This is a genomic window from Kosakonia oryzendophytica, assembly GCF_900094925.1.
In the GTDB taxonomy this organism is placed as follows: domain Bacteria; phylum Pseudomonadota; class Gammaproteobacteria; order Enterobacterales; family Enterobacteriaceae; genus Kosakonia; species Kosakonia oryzendophytica.
Genome location: NZ_FMAY01000017.1, coordinates 54628 through 73844, shown reverse-complemented (window position 1 = coordinate 73844; position 19217 = coordinate 54628). Strand labels below are relative to the sequence as shown.

The 19217-nt window shown below is 53.3% G+C and carries 16 protein-coding genes; 13 read left to right on the top strand and 3 right to left on the bottom strand.

What is annotated here, in order from left to right; translation table 11 throughout:
• Positions 1 to 26 precede the first annotated feature (26 nt).
• Positions 27 to 1502, top strand: coding sequence for a ketol-acid reductoisomerase (ilvC, locus tag GA0061071_RS21525; RefSeq protein WP_061499223.1), 1476 nt, complete (start codon positions 27 to 29; stop codon positions 1500 to 1502).
• 81 nt (positions 1503 to 1583) lie between these two features.
• Here ilvC and ppiC read toward each other — a convergent pair whose 3' ends face one another.
• Positions 1584 to 1865: a peptidylprolyl isomerase PpiC gene (ppiC, locus tag GA0061071_RS21520; protein ID WP_001140255.1), complete on the bottom strand. Its 282-nt coding sequence runs from the start codon at positions 1863 to 1865 to the stop codon at positions 1584 to 1586.
• An 86-nt stretch (positions 1866 to 1951) separates the two neighbouring features.
• On the opposite strand from ppiC, the gene rep reads away from it, so the two are divergent.
• Positions 1952 to 3973: a DNA helicase Rep gene (rep, locus tag GA0061071_RS21515; protein ID WP_088237709.1), complete on the top strand. Its 2022-nt coding sequence runs from the start codon at positions 1952 to 1954 to the stop codon at positions 3971 to 3973.
• Positions 3974 to 4012: 39 nt separating this feature from the next.
• On the opposite strand, the gene gppA is transcribed toward rep, so the two are convergent.
• A complete protein-coding gene (gppA, locus tag GA0061071_RS21510) occupies positions 4013 to 5497 on the bottom strand; it encodes a guanosine-5'-triphosphate,3'-diphosphate diphosphatase (RefSeq protein WP_088237710.1) in 1485 nt (494 codons plus the stop codon).
• A 6-nt stretch (positions 5498 to 5503) separates the two neighbouring features.
• Complete coding sequence (rhlB, locus tag GA0061071_RS21505; RefSeq protein WP_061499212.1) at positions 5504 to 6772, bottom strand: ATP-dependent RNA helicase RhlB; 1269 nt, start codon at positions 6770 to 6772, stop codon at positions 5504 to 5506.
• Positions 6773 to 6916: 144 nt separating this feature from the next.
• Between rhlB and trxA the strand changes: the two genes are divergently transcribed.
• The 11 genes from trxA (at position 6917) to wzyE (ending at position 19210) form a co-directional block, all read left to right on the top strand.
• On the top strand, positions 6917 to 7246 hold the full coding sequence (gene trxA, locus GA0061071_RS21500; RefSeq protein ID WP_061499209.1) for a thioredoxin TrxA: 330 nt from the start codon (positions 6917 to 6919) through the stop codon (positions 7244 to 7246).
• 342 nt (positions 7247 to 7588) lie between these two features.
• Positions 7589 to 8848 (top strand): transcription termination factor Rho, encoded by a 1260-nt coding sequence (rho, locus tag GA0061071_RS21495; protein ID WP_004386383.1) that lies wholly within the window; start codon positions 7589 to 7591, stop codon positions 8846 to 8848.
• A gap of 244 nt (positions 8849 to 9092) precedes the next feature.
• The gene (wecA, locus tag GA0061071_RS21490) at positions 9093 to 10196 is read left to right on the top strand and encodes a UDP-N-acetylglucosamine--undecaprenyl-phosphate N-acetylglucosaminephosphotransferase (protein ID WP_061499206.1); all 1104 of its coding nucleotides are present in this window, start codon (positions 9093 to 9095) and stop codon (positions 10194 to 10196) included.
• 13 nt (positions 10197 to 10209) lie between these two features.
• Positions 10210 to 11256 (top strand): ECA polysaccharide chain length modulation protein, encoded by a 1047-nt coding sequence (gene wzzE, locus GA0061071_RS21485; protein ID WP_088237711.1) that lies wholly within the window; start codon positions 10210 to 10212, stop codon positions 11254 to 11256.
• Positions 11257 to 11313: 57 nt separating this feature from the next.
• Entirely contained in the window at positions 11314 to 12444 is a 1131-nt protein-coding gene (wecB, locus tag GA0061071_RS21480; protein WP_061499201.1) for a non-hydrolyzing UDP-N-acetylglucosamine 2-epimerase, read from the top strand.
• Positions 12441 to 13703: a UDP-N-acetyl-D-mannosamine dehydrogenase gene (gene wecC / locus GA0061071_RS21475; RefSeq protein ID WP_061499198.1), complete on the top strand. Its 1263-nt coding sequence runs from the start codon at positions 12441 to 12443 to the stop codon at positions 13701 to 13703. The genes wecB and wecC overlap by 4 nt, the downstream gene beginning before the upstream one ends.
• A gap of 17 nt (positions 13704 to 13720) precedes the next feature.
• The gene (rffC, locus tag GA0061071_RS21470) at positions 13721 to 14398 is read left to right on the top strand and encodes a dTDP-4-amino-4,6-dideoxy-D-galactose acyltransferase (protein ID WP_088237712.1); all 678 of its coding nucleotides are present in this window, start codon (positions 13721 to 13723) and stop codon (positions 14396 to 14398) included.
• 4 nt (positions 14399 to 14402) lie between these two features.
• Positions 14403 to 15533: a dTDP-4-amino-4,6-dideoxygalactose transaminase gene (gene rffA / locus GA0061071_RS21465; RefSeq protein ID WP_061499192.1), complete on the top strand. Its 1131-nt coding sequence runs from the start codon at positions 14403 to 14405 to the stop codon at positions 15531 to 15533.
• Position 15534: 1 nt separating this feature from the next.
• Complete coding sequence (gene wzxE, locus GA0061071_RS21460) at positions 15535 to 16785, top strand: lipid III flippase WzxE (RefSeq protein WP_061499189.1); 1251 nt, start codon at positions 15535 to 15537, stop codon at positions 16783 to 16785.
• Entirely contained in the window at positions 16782 to 17861 is a 1080-nt protein-coding gene (locus tag GA0061071_RS21455) for a TDP-N-acetylfucosamine:lipid II N-acetylfucosaminyltransferase (protein ID WP_088237713.1), read from the top strand. Before wzxE ends, GA0061071_RS21455 begins: the two co-directional genes overlap by 4 nt.
• A complete protein-coding gene (gene wzyE, locus GA0061071_RS21450) occupies positions 17858 to 19210 on the top strand; it encodes an ECA oligosaccharide polymerase (protein ID WP_088237714.1) in 1353 nt (450 codons plus the stop codon). The genes GA0061071_RS21455 and wzyE overlap by 4 nt, the downstream gene beginning before the upstream one ends.
• Positions 19211 to 19217 lie beyond the last annotated feature (7 nt).

Below are 19217 nucleotides of genomic sequence, written 5' to 3'. Positions count from 1 at the left end.
ACAACACAACATCATGAGGTCTCACCATGGCTAACTACTTTAATACACTGAACCTGCGCCAGCAGCTGGCGCAGCTGGGCAAATGTCGCTTTATGGCGCGTGAAGAATTTGCCGATGGCGCAAGCTACCTTCAGGGTAAAAAAGTGGTCATTGTCGGCTGCGGCGCCCAAGGCCTGAATCAGGGTCTGAATATGCGCGACTCTGGCCTGGATATCTCCTACGCGCTGCGTAAGGAAGCGATCGCTGAAAAACGTGCATCCTGGCGCAAAGCGACCGAAAACGGTTTTAACGTTGGCACCTATGAAGAGCTGATCCCGCAGGCGGATCTGGTGGTTAACCTGACGCCGGACAAGCAACACTCTGACGTAGTGCGTTCCGTACAGCCGCTGATGAAAGATGGCGCGGCGCTGGGTTACTCCCATGGTTTCAATATCGTCGAAGTGGGCGAGCAGATCCGTAAAGACATCACCGTGGTGATGGTTGCGCCGAAATGCCCGGGTACCGAAGTGCGTGAAGAGTACAAACGCGGTTTTGGCGTACCGACCCTGATTGCTGTGCACCCGGAGAACGATCCGAAAGGTGAAGGTATGGCGATCGCTAAAGCCTGGGCTGCAGCCACGGGCGGCCATCGCGCCGGGGTTCTGGAGTCCTCTTTCGTTGCGGAGGTGAAATCTGACCTGATGGGCGAACAGACCATTCTCTGCGGTATGTTGCAGGCTGGTTCTCTGCTGTGCTTCGACAAGCTGGTGGCAGAAGGTACTGATGCCGCTTACGCGGAAAAACTGATTCAGTTCGGCTGGGAAACCATCACCGAAGCGCTGAAACAGGGCGGCATCACTCTGATGATGGACCGTCTTTCTAACCCGGCAAAACTGCGTGCTTACGCGCTGTCAGAACAACTGAAAGGCATTATGGCGCCGCTGTTCCAGAAACATATGGATGACATCATCTCCGGCGAATTCTCCTCCGGCATGATGGCTGATTGGGCTAACGATGATAAAAAACTGCTGACCTGGCGTGAAGAGACCGGTAAAACCGCATTCGAGACCGCACCGCAGTTTGAAGGCAAAATCAGCGAACAAGAGTACTTCGATAAAGGCGTACTGATGATCGCGATGGTGAAAGCGGGTGTTGAACTGGCGTTTGAAACCATGGTTTCCTCCGGCATCATCGAAGAGTCAGCTTACTATGAATCACTGCACGAGCTGCCGCTGATTGCCAACACTATCGCGCGTAAACGCCTGTATGAAATGAACGTGGTTATCTCTGATACCGCTGAGTACGGTAACTACCTGTTCTCTTATGCCTGTGTTCCGCTGCTGAAAGAGTTTATGACCACGCTGCAGACGGGCGATCTGGGCCAGGCGATTGCCGAAGGCGCTGTTGATAACGCGCAACTGCGTGATGTGAACGAAGCGATCCGCAGTCATGCGATTGAAAAAGTGGGTCAGAAACTGCGTGGCTATATGACCGATATGAAGCGTATTGCTGTCGCAGGCTAAAAAAGAGGTCGGGTAAGCGTTTCGCCAGCCCGACCTGCAGTAACGTAAGCCCGGTAAGCGTGAGCGCTACCGGGCTTTATATTAGTTGCGATACAGCACTTTGATAATGTGATAACCGAACTGGGTGTGCAGCGGGCCGGTCGGCTCCAGCACCGGGCAGGAAAACACCACTTTATCGAAAGCCGGTACCATCTGACCCTGACGGAATTCCCCTAAATGGCCTCCCTTTTTGCCTGACGGGCAAATAGAGTGTTTTTTCGCCAGTTTCTCGAAGTCGCCGCCGTTTTTGATTTGTTCCAGAAGATCCAGCGCCAGTTTCTCTTCTTTAACAAGGATGTGCAGTGCTGCTGCTGTTTTTGCCATGATCGTGCCTTGAGTGGAGGAGTTTGGGCTGGCTATACTACCACGCTGTTTATTTCCTTCCTGACTTTCATTGAGTGATTTTTTCTATGCGTTTAAATCCCGGACAACAACAAGCCGTCGAATTCGTCACCGGCCCCTGCCTGGTGCTGGCGGGCGCAGGATCCGGTAAAACGCGCGTGATCACCAATAAAATCGCTCACCTTATTCGGGGTTGCGGCTATCAGGCGCGACATATTGCAGCGGTCACCTTTACCAACAAAGCCGCACGCGAAATGAAGGAGCGTGTCGCGCAAACGCTGGGCCGGAAAGAGGCTCGGGGGTTGATGATCTCCACGTTCCATACGTTGGGGCTGGATATCATCAAGCGTGAATATGCTGCGCTGGGTATGAAATCTAACTTTTCGTTGTTCGACGATACCGATCAGGTCGCCCTCCTCAAAGATCTGACTGAGGGGCTGATCGAAGATGACAAAGTCGTCCTGCAACAACTGATCTCGGCGATCTCAAACTGGAAAAACGATCTGCTTACCCCGCAGCAGGCGGCCGCTCGCGCGATCGGCGAACGGGATCGTATGTTCGCCCATTGCTACGGTCTTTATACCGCCCATATGAAGGCGTGCAACGTTCTCGATTTTGACGATTTGATCCTGCTACCCACGCTACTATTGCAGCGCAATGAAGAGGTGCGCGAGCGCTGGCAGAACAAGATCCGCTATCTGCTGGTGGATGAATATCAGGATACCAACACCAGCCAGTACGAACTGGTAAAACTGCTGGTGGGCAAGCGCGCACGGTTTACGGTGGTAGGCGACGATGACCAGTCAATTTACTCCTGGCGCGGCGCGAGGCCGCAAAACCTGGTGTTACTGAGTCAGGATTTCCCGGCGTTGCAGGTCATTAAGCTGGAGCAGAACTACCGTTCTTCCGGGCGTATCCTGAAGGCGGCTAACATCCTGATCGCCAATAACCCACACGTGTTTGAAAAACGTCTGTTTTCGGAGCTCGGCTACGGTACGGAGCTGAAAGTCCTGAGCGCCAACCATGAGGAGCATGAAGCTGAGCGCGTGACCGGTGAGTTGATTGCCCATCACTATGTAAATAAAACGCAGTATAAGGATTATGCCATCCTCTATCGCGGCAACCATCAGTCGCGGGTGTTTGAAAAATTCCTCATGCAGAACCGCATTCCGTACAAGATTTCTGGCGGCACCTCCTTTTTCTCGCGCCCGGAAATTAAAGATCTGTTGGCTTATCTGCGGGTGCTAACCAATACGGATGATGACAGCGCGTTTTTGCGCATTGTGAACACGCCGAAGCGTGAAATTGGTTCCGCCACGCTGCAAAAACTGGGGGAATGGGCAATGGTGCGCAATAAGAGCCTGTTTGCCGCCAGCTTTGACGTTGGGCTAAACCAGACGCTTACCGGGCGCGGTTATGAGTCTTTAACACGCTTTACCCAGTGGCTTGGCGATATACAGCGCCTGTCGGAGCGTGAGCCCATTGCTGCCGTGCGTGATCTCATCCACGGCATTGATTATGAATCCTGGTTATTCGAAACCTCGCCCAGCCCGAAGGCGGCGGAAATGCGTATGAAAAACGTCAATACGTTGTTTGGCTGGATGACCGAGATGCTCGAAGGTAATGAACTGGATGAGCCGATGACGCTGGATCAGGTGGTCACGCGTTTCACCCTGCGCGATATGATGGAGCGGGGTGAAAGCGACGATGAGTCCGACCAGGTACAACTGATGACACTGCATGCGTCTAAAGGCCTGGAGTTCCCTTATGTCTTTCTGGTCGGCATGGAAGAAGGCTTACTGCCGCATCAAAGCAGCATTGATGAAGATAACGTTGATGAGGAACGCCGTCTGGCTTACGTTGGCATAACGCGTGCGCAGAAAGAGCTGATTTTCACGTTGTGCAAAGAGCGTCGTCAGTACGGTGAGCTGGTGCGCCCGGAGCCAAGCCGTTTTCTGCTGGAGTTACCGCAAGATGATCTGATCTGGGAGCAAGAGCGCAAGGTAGTCAGCCCGGAAGAGCGCATGCACAAAGGCCAGGCCAATGTGGCGAATATCCGGGCGATGCTGGCAAAAGCGAAAGGAAAATAAAAAAGCCCGGTACTACCGGGCCTTATCAACGCTTATTGGTTACCGGATTTCCAGCGCCCAGTGTACATAGCTCTGCCACTGGCTTTCCTGCTCGATCAACTCCGCACCCAGCGGATGGCCAGCCAGCCAGCCCTCAGGAAGTGTCAGTGTGAGTTTTTCACCCTGTGCGCTAACGGCAATGTCCGGCAACAGGTCGTCACGACGACGGTTGGCAAAGATAATCGCCAGACGCAGTAAACGGCACAGATGTTCCGCAACGCGTGGCGGTACGGCGTTTTGCTGATGCAATGACGAGAGATCAACCGCGTTGGTCTGGTTCAGCAGCAGTGTGGCAAGCAGTTTTTTCTGCGCTGGTGTAAAGCCAGGCAGGTCGAGATTTCGTACCAGCCAGGCGGCATGTAGCGGTGCCTGTTTGAACTCTATGCTGAGGCCGATTTCGTGAAGTTCGCAGGCAACTTTCAGGATATCGGTGCTGTAAGCATCAAGATCCCATGCTTTTTCAACGCTCTGCGCAAAGCGTCCCGCCAGCGTGGAGACACGTCTTGACTGATCGGTGTCGATGATAAAACGGCGCTGAATATTGCGCAGCGTGCGGCTGCGAATATCCTGATCGACCGCCAGATGCAACATGCCGTAGACCAGACCTTCCCGCAATGCGCCACCGGCGAGCGTCATGCTTTCAATATTCATCTCAGTGAAAATGGCGATCAAGATCGCCAGGCCGCTTGGGAAAACCAGCGCACGCTCAAGCGTCAGGCCTTCAATCTCCAGTTCTTCAAGACGCCCGCACTGAATCGCGCGCTGCTTCAACTGCTGCAGTTTGGCGAGGGTGATGCGTTCATCCATCCCTTGCGCCATCATGATCTCTTGCAACGCCTGAACCGTGCCGGATGCGCCGACGCAGACTTTCCAGCCGTGGCGACGAAGCTCACCGGCGACCGGACGCAATACCTCGCGAGCCGCAAGCTCTGCCGCCTGGAAATTCTCCTGCCCGAGATTGCGATCGGTAAAAAAACGTTCTAGCCAGGTGACACAGCCCATCGAAAGGCTGAACAGCGATGTGGTTTGCGCGCCGGTGCCAGTCACCAGTTCGGTACTTGCGCCGCCAATATCCACGACAAGACGCTGATCGGCGCCGCCTGTTGTGTGGGCAACGCCTTGATATATCAGGCGCGCCTCTTCTTCACCGCTGATAACTTGCACCGGGCAGCCGAGGATCTCTTGCGCCTTATCGAGGAAAGTCCGGGCGTTAACTGCCAGACGCAGCGTGGCGGTTGCCACGACGCGGATTTGTTCTTGCGGGATATCCTGTAGTCGTTCAGAGAACAGCCGCAGACATTGCCAACCGCGCTCCATGGCTTCCTGAGAAAGATGATTTTCGCTGCTCAGGCCGGCGGCCAGGCGAACCTTGCGTTTAATGCGGGACAGCGTCTGGATACTGCCCGCCACCTCGCGTACAACCAGCATATGAAAACTGTTGGAACCGAGATCAATAGCTGCATAAAGCGAGGCGGAACCGAGCATATTTTTTTAACCTGAACGACGACGATTACGTGGTGCGCCACCACTGCGACGCGGGCCGTTGCCAGAGCGGGGGCGCGTCAGGCGTTTTGGCGGCGGCAGTTCGCTGAGCAGGGCATCCGGGTTGTATTTACTGACCGGAATGGAGTGGCCAATATAGGTTTCAATAGCGGGCAGGTTCAGCGCGTATTCTTCACAGGCCAGGCTGATGGAATTGCCGCTTGCGCCAGCGCGACCGGTACGACCGATACGGTGCACGTAATCTTCGCAATCGTCCGGCAGATCGTAGTTAAAAACATGTGTTACGGCAGGAATATGCAGACCACGAGCCGCCACATCTGTTGCTACCAGAATATCGAGATCGCCACGCGTGAATTCATCAAGAATGCGCAGGCGTTTTTTCTGCGCCACATCGCCCGTCAATAAACCAACACGGTGACCATCTGCGGCCAGGTGGCCCCAGATATCTTCACAACGGTGTTTAGTGTTGGCGAAGATGATTGCACGATCCGGCCACTCTTCTTCAATCAGCGTTTGCAGTAAACGCATTTTTTCATCATTGGACGGATAGAACAGCTCTTCTTTGATACGGTGGCCGGTTTTCTGTTCCGGTTCGACTTCCACGTATTCAGCGTTGTTCATTTGCTCGAACGCCAGTTCACGCACCCGGTAAGAGAGGGTCGCGGAGAACAGCATATTAAGACGCTGGTCGGTTGCCGGCATACGGCGGAACAGCCAACGGATATCTTTTATAAAGCCCAGATCGTACATACGATCGGCTTCGTCCAGCACCACGACCTGGATCGCGCCCAGGTTAATATGGTTCTGTTTGGTGTAATCAATAAGGCGGCCAGTGGTGCCGATCAGAATATCGACGCCGCTTTCCAGTACTTTCAGCTGCTTGTCGTAGCCATCACCGCCGTAAGCCAGGCCCAGTTTCAGACCTGTCGCCTGCGCCAGGGGCTCCGCATCGGCGTGGATTTGCACCGCAAGTTCACGGGTCGGCGCCATAATAATTGCGCGCGGCTGGTTCACTTTGCGGTCTTCGATCGCCGGGTGAGAAAGGAGATAGTGGAACGTTGACGTTAAAAACGCCATCGTTTTGCCGGTACCGGTTTGCGCCTGACCTGCAACATCCCGGCCCGCCAGCGTCAGCGGAAGGGCCAGTGCCTGAATAGGCGTGCAATTATGAAACCCTTTATTTTCAAGGGCCTCAATCACTTTTGGGTGCAGGGCGAAGTCGGAAAACTTCTGTTCTGTTAAATGTGTTTTGCTCATAGTGTGGTAGAATATCAGCTTACTATTGCTTTACGAAAGCGTATCCGGTGAAATAAAGTCAACCTTTAGTTGGTTATTGTGGCATCAACACGTTGCTGTTTTATGCTACACCAACACGCCAGGCTTATTCCTGTGGAGTTATATATGAGCGATAAAATTATTCACCTGACTGACGATAGTTTTGACACGGATGTACTCAAAGCAAACGGGCTTGTTCTCGTCGATTTCTGGGCAGAGTGGTGTGGTCCGTGTAAAATGATCGCCCCGATTCTGGATGAAGTCGCTACTGAGTACGAAGGCAAACTGACCGTTGCCAAGCTGAACATTGACCAGAATCCAGGTACCGCACCGAAGTACGGTATTCGCGGGATTCCAACCCTTCTGCTGTTCAAAAACGGCGAAGTGGCGGCAACCAAAGTCGGTGCTTTGTCTAAAGGCCAACTGAAAGAGTTCCTGGACGCCAACCTGGCATAATCCGGGCTCAGCCGGCGCGCCAGCACTCCTATTTTATGTGGATCGCTGGACGCCCGGCTTCAGCCGTGCTAACTTTGTTTTGACTTCGTTTTGAACATACCTTAGTAGTTTGAATCTTGCATTACCCCGATACTTCCCGTAGAGCTGCATTGCCGCGAGAGAAGTAGACAGATTCCGGGCTTGTCACTCATTCCGTCTTATCGTTTCAGTTCTGCGTCCATTCCTGTGACCAGACGCCGATCGGACATGAGTTGATGGCCGTTAACAGGCATGGATGACCCTGCCATACCATTCACAACATTAAGTTCGAGATTTACCCCGAGTTTAAGAACCCACACCATTATGAATCTTACCGAATTAAAGAATACGCCGGTTTCTGAGCTGATCACTCTCGGCGAAAATATGGGGCTGGAAAACCTGGCCCGTATGCGCAAACAGGACATCATTTTTGCCATCCTGAAGCAGCACGCGAAGAGTGGCGAAGATATCTTTGGCGACGGTGTGCTGGAGATTCTGCAGGATGGATTTGGTTTCCTCCGCTCCGCAGACAGCTCCTACCTCGCCGGTCCTGACGACATCTACGTTTCTCCCAGCCAAATCCGCCGCTTCAACCTCCGCACCGGTGACACCATTTCAGGTAAGATTCGCCCACCTAAAGAAGGTGAACGTTACTTTGCACTGCTGAAAGTCAACGAGGTGAACTTCGATAAGCCGGAGAATGCGCGCAACAAGATTCTGTTCGAGAACCTGACGCCGCTGCATGCGAATTCGCGTCTGCGTATGGAACGCGGTAATGGCTCAACCGAAGACTTAACCGCCCGCGTTTTGGACCTGGCGTCACCCATCGGTCGCGGTCAGCGTGGTCTGATTGTTGCACCGCCGAAAGCCGGTAAAACCATGCTGCTGCAGAATATCGCGCAGAGCATCGCGTACAACCATCCAGACTGTGTGTTGATGGTGTTACTGATTGACGAACGTCCGGAAGAAGTGACCGAGATGCAGCGTCTGGTGAAAGGTGAAGTGGTTGCTTCCACCTTTGACGAACCAGCTTCCCGCCATGTGCAGGTTGCTGAGATGGTTATCGAAAAAGCCAAGCGCCTGGTTGAGCATAAGAAAGACGTGATCATTCTGCTGGACTCCATCACCCGTCTGGCGCGCGCTTACAACACCGTGGTGCCGGCATCCGGCAAAGTGTTAACCGGTGGTGTGGATGCAAACGCCCTGCATCGTCCGAAGCGTTTCTTCGGTGCAGCGCGTAACGTGGAAGAGGGTGGTAGCCTGACCATCATCGCAACGGCGCTGATCGATACCGGTTCGAAGATGGACGAAGTGATTTACGAAGAGTTTAAAGGCACCGGTAACATGGAGCTGCATCTCTCCCGTAAAATTGCTGAAAAACGCGTCTTCCCGGCCATTGATTACAACCGTTCCGGTACGCGTAAAGAAGAGCTGCTCACCACTCAGGAAGAGCTACAGAAAATGTGGATCCTGCGCAAAATCATTCACCCGATGGGTGAGATCGATGCGATGGAGTTCCTCATTAACAAGCTGGCGATGACGAAGACGAATGATGAGTTCTTCGACATGATGAAGCGCTCTTAGAACAAATAAACCCCAGATGCGCCACGTTTTTACGTGGCGTTTTTCATTTATGGGCTATACGCTATATGCACTGGGACAGGCATTGTCCGACACAGACCTCGTCAAAAGGATATATTCTTCGTATGAATTCCTCATTTGACTGAAAAACAAACAATAACGTCTGTGAATGACCTGCTTTCTCCTTTTATGGAGCGTGGCATCGTCGTTATACTGCCGGGATCAACATTCGCTGAGAGCATGCATTGTGAATTTACTCACTGCGTTTACTGAATTATTCAGTATCTTCTTGTTCACTACCGCCTTCTTGTTCTTCGCCAGGAAAATGGCGAAGTATGTGGGGTTGGTGGACAAACCTAACTACCGAAAACGGCATCAGGGACTGATTCCGCTGGTAGGGGGAATTTCAGTCTACGCTGGTATCTGCTTTACTTTTGCTATTACAAACGATTATATCCCTCACGCTGCGCTCTACCTGAGTTGTGCAGGGGTGCTGGTCTTTGTCGGCGCGCTGGACGATCGCTTTGATATTAGCGTTAAAATCCGTGCGGCTATCCAGGCCGGGATCGCAGTTGTAATGATGATGGTGGGCAAACTCTATCTGAGCAGCCTTGGTTTCATCTTCGGTTCCTGGGAGATGGTGCTAGGGCCATTTGGTTATCTGCTTACCTTGTTTGCAGTATGGGCCGCGATCAACGCCTTTAATATGGTGGACGGCATTGATGGCCTGCTGGGTGGGTTATCGTGTGTTTCCTTCGCCGCCATCGGCATCATTTTATGGTTTGATGGACAATTCAGCCTGGCGATTTGGTGCTTCGCAATGATTGCGGCGATTGTGCCTTATATTCTATTAAATCTCGGTGTCCTTGGCCGCCGCTACAAAGTTTTTATGGGTGATGCTGGCAGTACGTTGATCGGTTTTACTGTCATTTGGATTTTACTGGAAACCACCCAGGGTAAGACGCACCCCATCAGCCCGGTTACTGCGTTATGGATCATCGCCATTCCGCTGATGGATATGGTGGCGATTACCTATCGTCGGCTGCGTAAAGGCATGAGCCCTTTTTCACCGGACCGTCAACATATCCACCATTTGATCATGCGGGCAGGTTTCACTTCCCGTCAGGCGTTTGTGCTTATCACTCTTGCGGCTGCGCTGTTGGCGGCCATTGGCGTGGTGACGGAGTACCTTCATTTCATTCCAGAATGGGTAATGTTGGCATTATTTTTGCTGGCTTTCTTATTGTATGGCTACTGTATTAAGCGAGCCTGGAAAGTGGCGCGTTTTATCAAGCGGGTAAAACGCAGGATACGCCGTAACAAACACCAAAAATCAACACTAACCAAATAAAACCGGGAAAGCGATGATTCAACCAGCGTCGGAAGCAACTTCAACAGAAACGGAAAATGAACTGGATATCCGGGGCTTGTTTCGTACCCTTTGGGCGGGGAAATTGTGGATTGGAGGGGGAGCGCTGCTGTTTGCATTGTTCGCGTTAGCCTGGACATTTTTCGCGCCCCAGGAGTGGAGCGCCAATGCAATCACCGACAGGCCGACGGTCAATATGCTCGGCGGGTATTACTCTCAGCAGCAGTTTTTGCGCAATCTGGATGTCAAGGCCAACCTGGCATCAGCGGATCAACCGTCTGTCATGGATGAGGCGTATAAAGAGTTCATTATGCAACTTGCTTCCTGGGATACACGCCGCGATTTTTGGTCACAAACAGATTATTTCAGGCAGCGCCAGGTAGGGAATAGCAAAGAAGATGCAGCGCTTCTGGATGAGCTGATAAACAATATCCAGTTCGCCCCTGGCGATGCGGCGCGTAACCTGAATGACAATGTGAAGCTTATTGCTGAAACTGCGCCGGATGCGAATAACTTGCTACGTCAGTATGTCGCTTTCGCCAGCCAGCGTGCTGCCAGCCATTTAAACGATGAGCTGAAAGGTGCGTGGGCGGCCCGGACTATCCAGATGAAAGCGCAGGTTAAACGCCAGGAAGAGGTGGCAAAAGCGATTTTTAACCGGCGCCTGCATAACGTTGAACAGGCGCTGAAAGTGGCTGAGCAGAATAATATCTCTCGCAATGAAACCGAGGTTCCGCCGGATGAGTTACCTGATTCGGAACTGTTTATGTTGGGCCGCCCAATGCTGAAGGCGCGTCTGGAAAACCTGCAAGCAGTGGGGCCGCAATTCGATCTGGACTATGATCAAAACCGGGCCATGCTGAATACGCTGAATGTCGGCCCCACACTTGATCCTCGTTTTCAGACTTATCGTTATTTGCGCACGCCGGAAGAACCGGTAAAACGCGACAGCCCGCGTCGTGCCTTCATGATGATCATGTGGGGAATTGTTGGCGCGTTAACAGGAGCCGGGGTTGCATTAACGCGACGCCGTTCGGATTAAACGCCGTCTGCGATGAAGGCACCTTGCGCCTTCATCATCTACTCGAAGAGAATCGTTGTGAAAGTACTTACCGTATTTGGCACGCGACCAGAAGCCATCAAAATGGCTCCGCTGGTACATGCGCTGGCAAGGGATCCTGACTTTGAGGCGAGAGTTTGCGTCACTGCGCAGCATCGGGAGATGCTCGATCAGGTGTTGAACCTCTTCTCAATTGTCCCGGATTACGACCTGAATATTATGCGCCCTGGGCAGGGGCTAACCGAAATCACCTGCGGTATCCTCGAAGGACTGAAACCTATTCTTGAGTCTTTCCGTCCGGATGTGGTGCTGGTGCATGGCGACACCACGACCACTATCTCGGCGAGCCTTGCTGCATTTTACCAACGTATCCCGGTTGGGCACGTGGAAGCCGGGCTGCGTACCGGTGATCTTTCATCCCCCTGGCCGGAAGAAGCCAATCGTACGTTGACTGGTCATCTGGCGATGTATCACTTTGCGCCGACGGAGAATTCTCGCCACAACCTGCTGCAAGAAAATATTGCCGATAACCGTATTTTCGTCACCGGTAATACGGTTATCGACGCGCTTTTCTGGGTGCGCGATAGCGTACTGAAAGACCTTTCGTTACATGGTGAGCTGGCGGCACGCTACCCGTTTCTCGACGAGAATAAAAAACTCATTTTGGTTACGGGTCATCGTCGCGAGAGTTTTGGTCGCGGATTTGAACAGATTTGCCACGCGCTGGCGGATATCGCAGCACAACATAACGATGTGCAGATCGTCTATCCGGTACACCTGAACCCGAATGTCAGCGAGCCGGTAAATCGTATCCTCAGCCAGGTTGAGAATGTCACGCTGATCGAACCGCAGGACTATCTACCGTTCTTGTGGTTGATGAATCATGCATGGCTGATCCTCACCGATTCGGGGGGGATTCAGGAAGAAGCGCCATCGCTGGGGAAACCGGTGCTGGTGATGAGGGATACCACGGAACGACCCGAAGCGGTCGAAGCCGGAACGGTGAAACTGGTCGGCACGGACCGCCAGCGCATTGTCGAAGAGGTTACACGCCTGCTTCACGATAACGATGCCTGGCAGACCATGAGTCGTGCGCATAATCCGTATGGCGACGGGCAGGCTTGTCGTCGCATTTTGCACGCACTAAAAAACAATCGGGTAACACTATGAGCTTTACAACCATTTCCGTCATTGGCCTCGGATACATTGGCCTTCCTACCGCAGCGGCGTTTGCTTCCCGGAAAAAGCAGGTCATCGGGGTTGATATAAACGCACGCGCCGTGGAAACCATTAATCGCGGAGAGATCCATATTGTCGAGCCGGAACTGGATAACGTCGTAAAAGCCGCGGTAGAGGGCGGATATCTGCGCGCCAGCACCACGCCGGTCACAGCAGATGCCTACCTGATTGCCGTACCCACGCCCTTTAAAGGTGAACATGAGCCGGATATGGTTTATGTCGAAGCGGCGGCAAAATCCATTGCACCGGTGTTAAAAAAAGGCGCACTGGTGATTCTTGAGTCCACCTCGCCGGTCGGGGCGACTGAGCAAATGGCCGCCTGGCTTGCGGCCGCCCGCCCGGACCTTACCTTCCCACAGCAGGTCGGGGAAAAGGCCGACATCAATATCGCCTATTGCCCTGAGCGTGTGCTGCCGGGACAAGTTATGGTTGAACTGATTAAAAATGATCGAGTAATTGGCGGCATGACACCGGTGTGCTCGGCGCGCGCAAGCGAGCTGTACAACATTTTCCTTGAAGGTGAATGTGTGGTGACCAACTCCCGCACCGCAGAAATGTGCAAACTCACCGAAAACAGTTTTCGCGACGTCAACATCGCTTTTGCCAACGAGCTGTCGTTGATCTGTGCCGACCAGAACATTAACGTCTGGGAATTGATCCGTCTGGCAAATCGTCATCCGCGCGTGAATATTCTGCAACCAGGCCCTGGCGTGGGCGGTCACTGCATCGCTGTCGATCCGTGGTTTATTGTGGCGCAGAACCCGCAACAGGCGCGACTCATTCGTACCGCACGTGAGGTGAACGATCATAAGCCGCATTGGGTAGTGGATCAGGTAAAAGCCACCGTTGCCGACTGTCTGACCACAAGCGATAAGCGCGCGAGCGAACTGAAAATCGCCTGTTTTGGGCTGGCCTTTAAACCCAACATTGACGATCTGCGCGAAAGTCCGGCGATGGAAATTACACACAGTGTGGCGCAGTGGCACGGTGGCGAAACTCTGGTGGTTGAACCGAATATCCATCAGCTTCCTGCCTCGCTGACCGGTATCAGTAAACTGGTCAGCATGCAGGAGGCACTGGCACAGGCGGATGTGCTGATCATGCTGGTCGATCACAAAGAATTTAAAGCGCTGGATGGCCGCTGCATCACGCAGCGTCACATTGTGGACACCAAAGGCGTCTGGCGCTGATGCGCTAAGGAGACGAGATGGCTCTTCACGGCACTGTAGAAGAACTGGCATGGGAAAGCGCATTTTTTGGTATCCGCAGCGCTATCGTGCGTCTGCATCCTGAAGCGCCTGCGCTGAACGTCGCGGATTTCACTGGCTGGTCGCGTCTCCAGGTCAAATTGCCAGCGTCGCACACGCATACCCTCGATGCGCTGCAACAATTCGGTTTTCAACTGGTGGAAGGGGAAATCGACCTGTCATTAGCTGTGTCTGTTCAGGGATGCGATCCCCATGCAGAAGTGGCGAATGTGGACGATATCCCCGTGCTGCGGCAAATGGCATCGGAGACGTTTGTGCAGAGCCGTTTTCGCGCCCCGTGGTACCCGGCCGATGCCAGCGGGCGTTTCTACGCGCAGTGGATTGAAAACGCAGTAAAAGATGTGTTTGACCATCAATGTCTGCTGTTTCGCCGCGAGGGCGGTGAAATCGCGGGCTTTGTCTCTTTGCGGCAGTTAAACGAGCATGAGGCGCGGATTGGCTTACTGGCTGGTCGTGGGATGGGCGAAAAATTAATGCAGGCTGCCAGCCACTGGGCACGGCAGCGGCAATTAACGCAGGTGCGAGTGGCAACCCAGCTTGGGAATACCGTCGCACTTAAACGCTATATTCAAAGCGGAGCGAATGTGGAAAGCACTGCTCTGTGGTTATACAGGTGACGTTATGATCCCCTTCAATGCACCCCCGGTCGTGGGGACGGAACTCGACTACATGCAGTCGGCGATGGGCAGCGGTAAATTATGCGGTGATGGCGGCTTTACCCGCCGCTGCCAGCAGTGGATGGAGCAGCGTTTTCACAGTGCCAAAGTGCTGCTGACGCCTTCCTGCACCGCCTCGCTGGAAATGGCGGCACTGTTGCTGAATATTCAGCCTGGCGATGAAGTGATCATGCCGAGTTATACCTTCGTCTCCACCGCCAACGCCTTTGTGCTGCGTGGGGCGAAAATTGTCTTTGTGGATATCCGCCCGGATACCCTGAATATTGATGAAACCTGTATTGAAGCGGCGATTACTGACAAAACCCGCGTGATTGTGCCGGTGCACTATGCCGGGGTGGCCTGCGAAATGGACACCATTATGGCGATTGCGAAACGCCATAATCTGTTTGTGGTGGAAGATGCTGCTCAAGGCGTGATGTCGACCTACAAAGGCCGGGCGCTGGGTACGATCGGGCATATTGGCTGTTTTAGTTTTCACGAAACGAAAAACTACACGGCAGGCGGTGAAGGTGGAGCAACGCTGATTAACGACCGCGCGCTGGTTGAACGTGCCGAGGTCATTCGCGAAAAAGGCACCAACCGCAGCCAGTTCTTCCGTGGGCAGGTGGATAAATACACCTGGCGGGATATTGGTTCGAGTTATCTGATGGCGGATCTACAAGCCGCGTACTTGTGGGCGCAACTTGAAGCGGCTGACCGCATCAATCAGCAGCGCCTGGCGCTGTGGCAGAACTATTACGATGCATTGGCGCCGCTGGCGCGAGCCGGACGTATTGCGTTGCCCTCGGTTCCGGCAGACTGTGGTCACAATGCGCATATGTTCTATATCAAACTGCGCGATGAGGCTGACCGCAGCAAGCTGATCGCTTTCCTGAAAGAAGCGGAGATCCTCGCCGTATTTCACTACATCCCGCTCCATGCTTCTCCGGCAGGAGAAAAGTTTGGCGAATTCCACGGCGAAGATCGCTATACCACGCAAGAAAGTGAGCGTTTGCTTCGCTTGCCGCTGTTCTACAATCTGTCGCCTGTTAACCAGCGCACGGTCATTAGCACACTTCTGAGCTATTTCAGCTGATATGTCACTGGCAAAAGCATCGGTATGGACGGCGGCCAGTACGCTGGTGAAAATTGGCGCGGGCTTGCTGGTGATCAAACTTCTTGCGGTGGCTTTTGGGCCATCCGGTGTTGGACAGGCAGGTAATTTTCGTCAACTCATCACGGTGCTCGGCGTTCTCGCGGGCGCCGGGATTTTTAATGGGGTGACGAAATGGGTGGCTCAGCACCATGATGACCCGGCGCGTCTGCGCGTGGTGGTCGGGACATCATCGGCGATGGTGCTCGGTTTCTCTACATTGTTGGCGCTGATCTTTTTGTTTGCCGCTGCGCCTGTCAGTCAGGGTTTGTTTGGTCATACTCATTACCAGGGATTGGTGCGTCTGGTGGCGCTAGTGCAATTGGGTATCGCATGGGCGAACCTGCTACTGGCGGTAATGAAAGGGTTCCGCGATGCGGTGAGTAATGCACTGTCATTAATTATCGGCAGCGTCATTGGTGTACTGGCATGGTATCTCTGCTTCAAATTGGGAGGGTACCAGGGCGCATTGCTGGGGCTGGCATTGGTGCCTGCGTTGGTGGTGATCCCGGCGTTAGCGTTGCTCATTCGGCGCGGTGCGGTTCCGCTGGGTTTTTTCAAACCTCAGTGGGATACGGCGCTGGCGGGACAGTTAAGCAAATTTACGCTGATGGCGTTGATCACGTCATTTACCATGCCGTTGGCTTACGTGATGATGCGAAACCAGCTGGCTGCGCATTATAGCTGGGACGAAGTGGGGATCTGGCAGGGGGTAAGCAGTATTTCCGATGCTTACCTGCAATTCATTACCGCGTCGTTTACGGTTTATTTGCTGCCGACATTATCGCGCCTGGCGACAAAGCAGGCGATCTCCCGCGAAATCGTAAAGTCGCTACGTTTCGTTTTACCTGCGGTGGCGGCTGTCAGCCTGGCCGTCTGGTTGCTACGCGATGTGGCTATCTGGTTGCTGTTTTCCAGTAAGTTTACCGCCATGCGCGACCTCTTTGCCTGGCAATTGATCGGCGATGTATTGAAAGTGGGCGCTTACGTCTTTGGTTATCTGGTGGTCGCCAAAGCCTCGTTACGTTTTTATATTCTGGCAGAAATAAGTCAGTTCACCCTGCTGACACTGTTTTCCCGCTGGTTAATTCCCGCGCACGGTGCCGCTGGTGCGGCGCAGGCCTATATGGCCACGTATGTTATTTATTTCGCCCTCTGTTGCGGCGTGTTTTTGATTTGGCGTAAGAAGTCATGACTACACTCATTCACGTACTGGGATCGGATATCCCACACCATAATCAGACTGTGCTGCGATTCTTTAATGATGTGCTCGCGGCGTCGGGTGCATATGCCCGTGAATTTATGATCGTCGGGCGTGACGAAGGTCAGGGTACGGAATATCCCGCCCTGACATTGCATTTTTATCCCGGAAAGAAGGCGCTGGCGCGGGCGGTGATCGCGAAAGCGAAAGCCCAACGTCAGCAGCGTTTCTTTTTTCATGGGCAGTTTAATTTCGACATATGGCTGGCTTTATTAACCGGCGCAATAAAGCGTGAGCAGTTCTACTGGCATGCCTGGGGTGCCGATCTTTACGAAGTTTCGCACAGCCTTAAGTTCCGCCTTTTTTATCCGCTGCGCCGGCTGGCGCAGCGCCGTGTTGGGACTATTTTTGCGACCCGTGGCGATCTGGCGTGGTTTGCTCAGCGTAATCCCGGCGTGCGCGGAGAGTTGCTCTATTTCCCGACGCGCATGGATCCGGCGCTCAATGCCATGGCGCATGAACTGCAGCATGAAGGTCCACTGACGATTCTGGTGGGCAATTCCGGTGATCCAAGCAATGAACATGTGGCAGCGCTGCATGCCATTCATCGCCAGTTTGGCGATACGGTGAAAATCATCGTGCCAATGGGGTATCCGGACAATAACGACGCTTATATTGAGACGGTGCGGCGTGCGGGGCTGGCCTTATTCAGCGCGGATAATCTGCGCGTCCTCAATGAGAAGATGGCCTTTGATGACTATCTGGCTCTGCTGGGGACGTGCGATCTCGGATACTTTATTTTTGCCCGTCAGCAAGGGATCGGTACGCTCTGCCTGCTGATTCAGGCGGGTGTACCCTGCGTGCTGAACAGGGAAAACCCGTTCTGGCGCGATATGGTGGCGGAAGATATTCCCGTGCTATTTACCACGGATAACCTGAATGAGGCGGTAGTCCGTGAAGCCCGGCGGCAATTGATGGCGGTGGATAAAAACGCCATTACCTTTTTCAGCCCGAATTTTATCGCGCCGTGGCATAAAGCACTGCGCATAGCTGCGGGGAGTGCCGGATGAGCCCACTTGAATTCTGCGGACTGTTTATCCTCTGGTTACTGGCATCGCTGTTTATCGCCACGTTAACCTGGTTTGAATTCCGTCGCGTGCGTTTTAACTTTAACGTCTTTTTTTCACTGCTCTTTTTGCTGACATTCTTCTTCGGCTTTCCGCTGACCAGCGTGCTGGTGTTCCGCTTTAACGTGGGGGTTGCGCCGCCTGGCGTGATGATGCAGTCGTTACTTGCAGCAACCTGTTTCTACGGAATTTACTATGTGACGTATAAAACGCGGCTGCGCAAACATACTGCGCCGGTATCGCGTCGACCGCTGTTCACCATTAACCGGGTTGAGGCGAATCTGACATGGGTGATGTTAATGGTCATCGCTCTGGTCAGCGTCAGCATCTTCTTTATGCATAACGGCTTTTTGCTGTTCCGCCTGCAATCCTATAGCCAGATCTTCTCCAGTGAAGTGTCCGGTGTGGCACTTAAGCGCTTCTTTTATTTCTTTATTCCCGCAATGCTGGTGGTCTACTTTTTGCGGCAGAGTGCGCAGGCATGGCTCTTCTTCCTCGTCAGCACGGTCGCTTTTGGTTTGCTGACCTATATGATTGTTGGCGGAACCCGCGCCAATATCATTATCGCGTTCGCGATCTTTTTGTTTATCGGCATTATTCGTGGGTGGATCTCGTTGTGGATGCTGGCCGCTGCAGGTGTGTTTGGCATCGTTGGTATGTTCTGGTTGGCGATCAAGCGTTACGGACTGAATGTCAGTGGCGATGAAGCGTTTTATACGTTCCTGTACCTGACCCGTGACACCTTTTCACCTTGGGAAAACTTGTCGCTGCTGCTGCAAAACTACGACAAAATTGCCTTTCAGGGGTTGGCGCCCATCGTGCGCGACTTCTATGTCTTTATTCCGTCCTGGCTGTGGCCAACGCGTCCGAATATTGTGTTGAATACGGCCAATTACTTTACCTGGGAAGTTCTGAACAACCACTCTGGCCTTGCTATCTCGCCAACGTTGATCGGCTCTCTGGTGGTGATGGGCGGTGTTGCCTTTATCCCGCTCGGCGCGGTGACGGTGGGGCTCATCATTAAATGGTTTGACTGGTTGTATACTCTGGGCAACCGGGAAACGAACCGCTATAAAGCCGCGATCCTGCACAGTTTCTGCTTTGGCGCGATTTTCAACATGATTGTGCTGGCTCGTGAAGGGCTGGATGCTTTCGTGTCTCGCGTGGTGTTTTTCCTCGTCATCTTCGGCTTCTGCTTGTTGCTGGCGAAGCTGCTGTACTGGCTGTTTGATAACGCGGGCCTGATACACAAACGCGGTGAACGCGCGGCAAAACCCCTTTCCCAGATGTAAAGGATAA

Bases quoted from the DNA above. Each gene is read 5' to 3' on its own strand.
- rffC (WP_088237712.1), top strand. From the start codon at position 13,721: ATGGCTCTTCACGGCACTGTAGAAGAACTGGCATGGGAAAGCGCATTT.
- ilvC (WP_061499223.1), top strand. From the start codon at position 27: ATGGCTAACTACTTTAATACACTGAACCTGCGCCAGCAGCTGGCGCAG.
- rho (WP_004386383.1), top strand. From the start codon at position 7,589: ATGAATCTTACCGAATTAAAGAATACGCCGGTTTCTGAGCTGATCACT.
- GA0061071_RS21455 (WP_088237713.1), top strand. From the start codon at position 16,782: ATGACTACACTCATTCACGTACTGGGATCGGATATCCCACACCATAAT.
- wzxE (WP_061499189.1), top strand. From the start codon at position 15,535: ATGTCACTGGCAAAAGCATCGGTATGGACGGCGGCCAGTACGCTGGTG.
- gppA (WP_088237710.1), bottom strand. From the start codon at position 5,497: ATGCTCGGTTCCGCCTCGCTTTATGCAGCTATTGATCTCGGTTCCAAC.
- wecC (WP_061499198.1), top strand. From the start codon at position 12,441: ATGAGCTTTACAACCATTTCCGTCATTGGCCTCGGATACATTGGCCTT.
- rhlB (WP_061499212.1), bottom strand. From the start codon at position 6,772: ATGAGCAAAACACATTTAACAGAACAGAAGTTTTCCGACTTCGCCCTG.
- wzyE (WP_088237714.1), top strand. From the start codon at position 17,858: ATGAGCCCACTTGAATTCTGCGGACTGTTTATCCTCTGGTTACTGGCA.
- rffA (WP_061499192.1), top strand. From the start codon at position 14,403: ATGATCCCCTTCAATGCACCCCCGGTCGTGGGGACGGAACTCGACTAC.
- rep (WP_088237709.1), top strand. From the start codon at position 1,952: ATGCGTTTAAATCCCGGACAACAACAAGCCGTCGAATTCGTCACCGGC.
- wzzE (WP_088237711.1), top strand. From the start codon at position 10,210: ATGATTCAACCAGCGTCGGAAGCAACTTCAACAGAAACGGAAAATGAA.
- ppiC (WP_001140255.1), bottom strand. From the start codon at position 1,865: ATGGCAAAAACAGCAGCAGCACTGCACATCCTTGTTAAAGAAGAGAAA.
- trxA (WP_061499209.1), top strand. From the start codon at position 6,917: ATGAGCGATAAAATTATTCACCTGACTGACGATAGTTTTGACACGGAT.